The sequence below is a fragment of the Halomonas sp. KM-1 genome (genome assembly GCF_000246875.1).
In the GTDB taxonomy this organism is placed as follows: Bacteria; Pseudomonadota; Gammaproteobacteria; order Pseudomonadales; family Halomonadaceae; genus Halomonas; species Halomonas aerodenitrificans.
Genome location: NZ_BAEU01000161.1, coordinates 20,767 through 27,522 on the forward strand (window position 1 = coordinate 20,767; position 6,756 = coordinate 27,522).

Sequence of the window (6,756 nt, forward strand, 5' to 3'; positions counted from 1 at the left end):
ATCCGATTGCACTTATGCGTCTGGTTCCTGCATTTGGCACTCTTGTACCGAAGGTTTCTATGCCCTTCATCGTTCCTCGCTCCTTGCGTTTATGCCCATTGCTACGGGCTCCGTTTTTTCTTGTGTCAGGGGTATTGCCTGCCACGGCAGTGTCAGGCGGAAACATACGTCAAACTCCCGGTCCTCGACCAGTGCCAGACCGCCGCTCTGGATGCGCGCGCAATCCGCCGCCACCGAGAGCCCGATCCCGGAGCCCTTGAGCGGCCCCTTGCGCCGCGAGCGCCCTTGATAGAAGGGCTCGAACAGCAGCGGCCGGTCCTGCTCGGAAATCGGCTCGCCGGTATTGGCCACGTCGAGGAACAGGTGGTCGCGCCCGGCGTGGGCACGAATCATCAGGTCGCCGCCATCCTCGCCGTAGGCGATGGCGTTGGAGACCAGATTGTCGAGGATACGGCCCACGGCGGTGCGGTCCACCACCCACTCCATGGGGCCATCGAAGGCGGTCACCCGCATGCCCTTGTGTTCCAGTGCCAGGCGATGCTTGGACAGCACGGTCTTGACCAATGTGGCCAGATCCACCCGTTCGAGGGTGACGCGCTGGTTGTGCTGCAGCAGGTTGTAGTCGAGCAGTTGCTCTATCAGCCGCTGCAGTTCGCTGCCGCTGGCATCGATCAGGGTTAGAATCTCGCGCTGGCGCGGCGTGATCTCGCCCGCCACGCCGTCGGCCAGCAGCGCCGACCCTTCGCGCACGCTGGCCAGCGGTGTCTTGAGCTCATGGGACATGTGGCGCAGGAACTGCTGCTTCTGCGCCTCGAGATCGCTGAGCCGGGTCGACAGCCAGTCGAGCCGGTCGCCAAGCTGAACCAGCTCGGCCGGGCCCTGGATGGTGTCGCGGTCGTTGGTTTCCACGCCGCTGCCGATACTGAGAATGCGACGCTCGAGCTGGCGCACCGGCCGAATGATCAGCCAGCTGAACACCAGGATGAGCAGCAGGCTGGCGGACACCAGCGCCGTGGTCTGCAACCACAGGCGCGACTGCACGGCCTCGGCCCGGGCGCTGATCATCTCGATGCTGGCATCGATCTGCTGGCTGGTGGCTCGGCGCATCGCCTCGGTGTGTTCGGCGAAGGGCACGAACAGCGCCAGCCATACCTCCAGCGCCTCAGGTTCCAACTCGGGCAGTTGGGAAAGCAGCAACAACTGCTCTTCCAGCGCCTGGACATCATGATCGTCGGGCAGGAAGCGGCGCTGCTGGGCCAGCAGTTCGGTGAACTCGGCATGGCGCTCGGCATAGAGTTCGAGCAGGCTCTCCTGCTCCAGTACCGCATACTGGCGGGCACTGCGCTCCATTTCCACGGCGAGGTTGCTCAGCACACGGGCACGACGGCTCTCTTCGACGGCTTGACGAGCGCTCACGTCGGCCAGGTGAGAGAGTTCGGAAAGTGCCTGACCGGCCTGATACATCAGCACTCCCAGCGGTAGCATTACCACCAGAAATGCCAGCAGCACGAGCTGCAGCAATGAGCGAGGACGCCAGCGGCGCGAGACCCGTTTGGTCATGACCAATGTTCTATTCAGGAGAGGGTAAGAAACCACCATGGTACGTTCCTGAAGAGGATAACAGAGATACGCGCCTGACTTCCGCCCTGTTCCAGATCACTGCGAAAAAAAAGAGGCCGGCAGGTGCCGGCCCAAGTACGCAGGGAACTGAAGGGGTTGAAAATATGGGCATCGATCGCCTGGTCGAGCCATGTCCCATACTTTCAGCGGACCCGAGGGTCCCGAAGCCCCGCACCGGCCCTTTGCTACCAGGAGCTACCGGATTGGGCGAGCGGCGAACCGCTCTGCTTCGATCCTTGGCGCCACCGCCGCGAGACATCTCGCCGACGCTGGCCCGAAATTCGATCCCCCGAGGGGGATGAGGCATCCATGCCGGGGCATCCTTGCCCTTCTGGTACCCTTCCATGCCTAATCGGCGGTACCCGTCTCATCGCAACCTAAGTTACACATCGCGGAGCGAACGCCGAACGTCTCGATGCCCGGGTAGCACAGGGCATGGGGGGGTGGTGGTTCCCCGAGCCTCTCGACGATCCGAAGTGATTCGAGCCGTTTGAATCACTTCTTCGTTGCTCATCCTAAGTATTGCCAGTAGCGTGCCAAAAAACTCGATACGTCATATTTTTCAAAAAGTTAAATGATAGAAAAAGTTGGCACGCAGCCACTCGGCAGGAAAAACAGGGAAAAACCGGTCCGGCAGGCCTGCATTTCGTCACCGTTTGGCGACACCAATTCACATGGCGCTACGATAGTCATTTAAAAACATAGGGTTATAGCGTAGCCTTTTTGAGACAAGATTCTCGATGACGTTGCCACAGAGCGACAGCCGCCGCCCGGAGTGCTGAATCCGGGCGGCGGCAGGCCTCACACCAACGGTTTGACGAGGATCTTCGACTTGCGCGCGTGGTTGTAGGTATCGCGCTTGAGCGTCGGCAGCGACTCGATGTCCGAGGGCCTGAAGCCGTGCTCGACGAACCAGTGGGCGGTGTGGGTGGTGAGCACGAACAGCGACGCCAGCCCCAGCCGGCGTGCGCGCCGTTCGATACCCGACAGCAGCAGCGAACCGCGCGCGCCGCCGCGGTAGCCGACATGGATCGCCAGGCAAGCCAGCTCGCCCATCTCGGCCTCGGCGAAGCGGTGCAGCGCCGCGCAGCCGATGATCATGCCGTCGCGCTCGATCACCAGATAGTCGTCGATCTCGTGCTCGAGGCGCTCCCGCGAACGCGGTACCAGCATGCCCCGCCGCTCCAGCGGCTCGAGCAGTTCCAGCAGGCCGCCAATGTCGCCAAGCTCCGCCGGACGCAGCTGCTCGTAGCGGTGCCGGGTGATCATGGTGCCCACCCCGTCGCGGGTGAACAGCTCGCCGAGCAGGGCGTCGTGGTCGTGCCAGGAGAGCAGATGCGTACGTGCCACGCCGTGTCGGGCCGCGGCACAGGCGGCGGCGATATGGCGCGCCTGCTCGCTGCCGGGCTCGGAATGGTTCAGCAGCGGCTCGGCCTCGTCGGGGCTGAGCTGACGTTGCAGGGCGCCGTTCTCGTCGTAGAGCCCGGGCGCCTCGCCCATCAGGATCAGTTTGTCGGCAGCCAGCGCCATGGCCGCATGCTGGGCCACCTCGGCGGCATCCAGATCGAACACCTCTCCGGTGCTGGAGAAGCCCAGCGGCGGCAGCAACACCAGCGAGCCGCGGTCGAGCAGCCCCTGCACCGCCGAGACCCGCACCCGGCGCACCTCGCCGCTGTGGTCGTAGTCGATGCCTTCGCGCACGCCCAGCGGCTTGGCCATCACCAGATTGCCCGAGACCGCGGTGAGCTCGACCCCGTGCAGCGGCGTGTTGGGCAGGCCCAGCGACAGCCGTGCCTCCAGCCACAGCCGCTGCTCGGCGGCGACCCGTTCGACACAGGCCATGATCGCCTCGTCGGCGACCCAGCGCCCGTCGTGGCGACGCGGCACGATACCCGCCTCGTTCAGCGCCTGCTCCACCTGGGGGCGAATGCCGAACACCACCACCAGCCGCACCCCCAGGGTGTGCAGCAGCGCCAGGTCCTGGATCAGCTGCTCGCCTCGGCCTCGCGCCATGGCCTCGCCCTCGATCAGGATCACGAAGGTTCGGCCCCGATGCGCATTGATATAGGGGGAGGAATTGCGGAACCAGTCGACGAAGGGGAAACGAGTGTCCAAGGCCGCTCTCCGGCAGCAGGTGGAAAGAAGTGCGTATCGGCTTTGACTATATCAGAGCGACGAAAACGGCGGCACCATCAAGGCGCCGCCGCTTATGAATACTGATACTACCGATTTCTGTTGCGAGCGCAGCAGTCAATCAGCCGAAGATGCCCTTGAACATGAAGAAGAACATGATCGCCAGGCCCGCCCCCGCTGGCAGGGTGATCAGCCACGACATCACGATGGTGCCGATCACGCGCAGGTTGAGCGCCGCCATGCCGCGGGCCAGACCCACGCCGAGCACCGCCCCGACCAGGGTGTGGGTGGTGGAGATCGGCAGCCCCGTGCCCGAAGCCAGCACCACGGTGGTGGCGGCGGCCAGGGTGGCGGCAAAGCCACGGCTGGGAGTCAGCTCGGTGATGCCGGTGCCCACCGTGGCGATCACCTTGTGGCCGTAGGTGACCAGCCCCGCGACGATGCCGCCGCCGCCAAGCACCAGCACCCACCACGGCACCAGCGCGGCGGTGTCGATCACGCCGTCGCTGCGAACCACGCTGATCACCGCCGCCAGCGGGCCGACGGCGTTGGCCACGTCGTTGGAACCGTGGGCAAAGGCCATGGCACAGGCGGTGAAGATCATCAGCACGCCGAATACGCGCTCGACGCTGCCGTAGCCGAACTGATCGCCGATGCGCCGCTCATGCTTCACGCGGTTCTCCATGACGATGCCGATGCCCATGATGCCGATACCCAGCAGCACCGAGAGCATGAAGCTCTGGCCGAAGGTGAAGTCGAGCCCCACGTGGGTCAGGCCCTTGGTCAGAGTGACCATGGAGACGATGAAGCCGACCAGGAAGATGTAGAACGGCACGGTGCGCTTGGCCGCGGCGAAGGGGTCCTTGGCCTCGAAGATCAGATGCTGCACCGACTTGAACAGCAGGAAGGAGATAGCGCCCGCCAGCAGCGGCGAGACGACCCAGCTCGAGGCGATGGTACCGACCCGGTTCCAGGCCACGGCCTCCATGCCCAGCCCCACCGCACCGAAGCCGACGATGGCACCGACGATGGAGTGGGTGGTGGAGACCGGCCAGCCCTTGGCCGAGGCGATCAGCAGCCACAGAGCGGCGGCCAGCAGCGCCGAGAGCATGCCGTAGACGAGCAACTCCGGATTGGCCTGGAGCAGTTCGGGGTCGACGATGCCACCGCGAATGGTCGCGGTGACCTCGCCGCCGGCAAGCCAGGCGCCGAGGAATTCGAAGATGACGGCGATGACGATCGCCTGACGGATGGTGATGGCCTTGGAGCCCACCGAGGTACCCATGGCGTTGGCGACGTCGTTGGCGCCGACGCCCCAGGCCATGAAGAAGCCGAAGAGGCAGGCCAGGATGATGAAGATTTCACCGTGCTGCGCAATGATCGACATAGGGGTTTGGTTCCTATGTGGCTGTCGGGTTATGGGCACACCGTGCCGGGGTCGCCGGGCGGTGTCCTACCGGGCAGTGAGAATCTGCAGGCGGCTGCCGACGCGTTCGGCACGGTCGGAGAGTTCCCCGACCCAATCGATGATCTTGTAGAGGAAGACCACGTCCACCGGCTTGAGCCGATCCTCGAGATCGAACAGCAACCGGCGAATGGAGATCTGCTGGTTGTCGGCCTGCTGCTCGAGAATGTGCAGCTCGCGGATCATGTTGAGCATCACGTCGGAAGCATGACGGCCGAAGCCCGATTCGAGCAGATCCTGGAGCTCCTCGAGGGCCTGGCGTGCCTGAGCGACGCAGGCTACGGCGGTGTGCATGTAGTCGCGCATGGGCTGGGCCAGCTCGGTGGGTACCTGCATGCGGCGCCCCAGCATGATGCCGGTGATGTCGCGCACCTTGTTGGCGATCTTGTCCTGTACGGTGATCAGATCGAGCAGATCGGTGCGGGAGACGGGCAGGAACATGGTGTTGGGCAGGTTGAGCCGCAGCTCGGTCTTGAGGCGGTCGGCCTCGTGCTCCAGCTCGGTGATGGTCTCGCGGATCTTGGCGGCCTCTTCCCAATCGCCCGTGAGCGAGGCCTCGAAGAACGGCAGCAACTGGTCGGCACACTCGTTGGCCTTGCCGATATGAGCCAGAAGAGGCTGGAACGGCGAACGGCCGAACATCGCCGAAAACGGGTTGGGTTTGACCATGTCTAGGATGCGCTTGTGAAATGGCGGCGCCAGTATAAAGAATGGCACCCTGTCACGTCATGGAAATATTTCCGTCACACGATATGCCCGTCGCACCCGGGCGCGCCTTGAAACGAAGAGCAGTCACACGACGAGCAGGAAACCGCATGAGTCACGAAATCGAGATGAAGCTGGCACTGGGCGAGACGGGGCCCGAGCGGCTGCTTGCGCATCCGCTGTTGCGCAACGGCGTGGACGGCGCCCAGCGCCTGGCCAACACCTACTACGATACGCCTGAGGGCGAGCTGGAGGCGACGCGGGTGGCACTGCGCCTGCGCCGACGCAACGACAGCTGGGTGCAGACCCTGAAGACCAGCGGCGAAGGCAGCGGCGGGTTCAGCCGGCGCCGGGAGTGGGAGTGGCCGGTAGCGGGCGACGCGCTCGATCTGGTCGGGCTGGCCGGGCTGCCGCCCTTCGCCGAGCTGGGCGGCGATATCCTGGAGCGGCTAGAGCCGCGCTTCACCACCGACTTCGAGCGTCGCCTGTGGCGCCTGGAGCTGGCCGAGGCCAGCATCGAGGTGGCGCTGGACCAAGGCGAAATTCGCGCCGCCGGACGGCGGGTGCCGATCCGCGAGCTGGAGCTGGAACTCAAGGACGGCGACCCTCAGGCGCTGTGGCAGCTGGCGCAGGCCCTGGCCGAGAGCGTGCCACTGCGCCCCGCCGATGCCAGCAAGGCGGTACGCGGCAGCGCGCTGCTGTCGGGCAGTTGGACGCTGCCGGCCGGTACGGCTCCCGGCGAGCGGCTGCATCGCGCCCTGCTGGCATTGGACGCCTACGACGACACCGGCGAGGATGAGTGGAAGCACACGGCCAGAGAGGCGCTCCAGGCG

The 6,756-nt window shown here is 64.9% G+C and carries 5 protein-coding genes; 1 reads left to right on the forward strand and 4 read right to left on the reverse strand.

The genetic code is table 11. The annotated features are described in order from the left end of the window. Window positions 1–66: 66 nt before the first annotated feature. The 4 genes from B8115_RS22060 to B8115_RS22075 form a co-directional block, all read right to left on the reverse strand. Window positions 67–1,560 carry a HAMP domain-containing sensor histidine kinase gene (locus B8115_RS22060; RefSeq protein WP_010630040.1) on the reverse strand — a complete coding sequence of 498 codons (1,494 nt, stop codon included), beginning with the start codon at window positions 1,558–1,560 and terminating at the stop codon, window positions 67–69. An 861-nt stretch (window positions 1,561–2,421) separates the two neighbouring features. Continuing rightward, window positions 2,422–3,735 (reverse strand): amino-acid N-acetyltransferase, encoded by a 1,314-nt coding sequence (gene argA, locus B8115_RS22065; RefSeq protein ID WP_010630041.1) that lies wholly within the window; start codon window positions 3,733–3,735, stop codon window positions 2,422–2,424. Window positions 3,736–3,874: 139 nt separating this feature from the next. After that, window positions 3,875–5,140 (reverse strand): inorganic phosphate transporter, encoded by a 1,266-nt coding sequence (locus B8115_RS22070; protein WP_010630042.1) that lies wholly within the window; start codon window positions 5,138–5,140, stop codon window positions 3,875–3,877. A gap of 66 nt (window positions 5,141–5,206) precedes the next feature. Further along, a complete protein-coding gene (locus tag B8115_RS22075) occupies window positions 5,207–5,887 on the reverse strand; it encodes a TIGR00153 family protein (protein ID WP_010630043.1) in 681 nt (226 codons plus the stop codon). Between the two features lie 146 nt (window positions 5,888–6,033). On the opposite strand from B8115_RS22075, the gene B8115_RS22080 reads away from it, so the two are divergent. Beyond that, the coding region (locus B8115_RS22080) for a CYTH domain-containing protein (protein ID WP_010630044.1) at window positions 6,034–6,756 on the forward strand (723 nt) is incomplete at its 3' end.

What these genes read in the sequence shown, in the direction of transcription:
- B8115_RS22070 (WP_010630042.1), bottom strand. Translation starts at nt 5,140, where the DNA reads ATGTCGATCATTGCGCAGCACGGTGAAATCTTCATCATCCTGGCCTGC.
- B8115_RS22060 (WP_010630040.1), bottom strand. Translation starts at nt 1,560, where the DNA reads ATGACCAAACGGGTCTCGCGCCGCTGGCGTCCTCGCTCATTGCTGCAG.
- B8115_RS22075 (WP_010630043.1), bottom strand. Translation starts at nt 5,887, where the DNA reads ATGGTCAAACCCAACCCGTTTTCGGCGATGTTCGGCCGTTCGCCGTTC.